Source organism: Xenorhabdus indica, from assembly GCF_014467235.1.
In the GTDB taxonomy this organism is placed as follows: Bacteria; Pseudomonadota; Gammaproteobacteria; order Enterobacterales; family Enterobacteriaceae; genus Xenorhabdus; species Xenorhabdus indica.
In genome coordinates this window covers 1-444 of the sequence record NZ_NKHP01000124.1, presented here as the reverse complement: position 1 = coordinate 444, position 444 = coordinate 1, and the positions used below count along the sequence as shown (strand labels likewise).

1 protein-coding gene is annotated in these 444 nt (G+C 39.9%); it reads left to right on the top strand.

The annotated features are described in order from the left end of the window. Positions 1 to 7 precede the first annotated feature (7 nt). On the top strand, positions 8 to 325 hold the full coding sequence (locus Xind_RS20750) for a hypothetical protein (RefSeq protein ID WP_338114374.1): 318 nt from the start codon (positions 8 to 10) through the stop codon (positions 323 to 325). Positions 326 to 444 lie beyond the last annotated feature (119 nt).

Here is a 444-nt window from a genome sequence, read left to right as displayed (position 1 = left end):
CGATACCATCGGCACAACACAATCAGCGAATTTCGGAGTTATCACGTTCACCTATGGGTTTCGGCTCGAATGTTTCGCTGTCTACGCTTCATCTCCTTTTATACCTGCTGATCTCCGAGGAAAAATAATTACTATTGTAAGAGGGTCTGGATTAACTGCACCTCAACAAGCAATAGCAGTACCTCTTATTAATGGTACAAGCGAACAGAAACTAACGGGTTTAGCTTGGATATGGTTAAAATTCAATTTTTCCAGTGATTCGACAACCATTGAAGTTGCAGATGGTAGCTATGCTAGTTTTACGCAATTATTTTATAAAATATAAGCAAAAGCCCTCTTTAAGAGCTGTCTCTTGATCACATCTATAGCTCAAGAGACTGTGCAAGCAAGTAACCTTCAAGGATGGTTTGTAATATGAACCATCCTTCCCATAGCCTTTCCCAT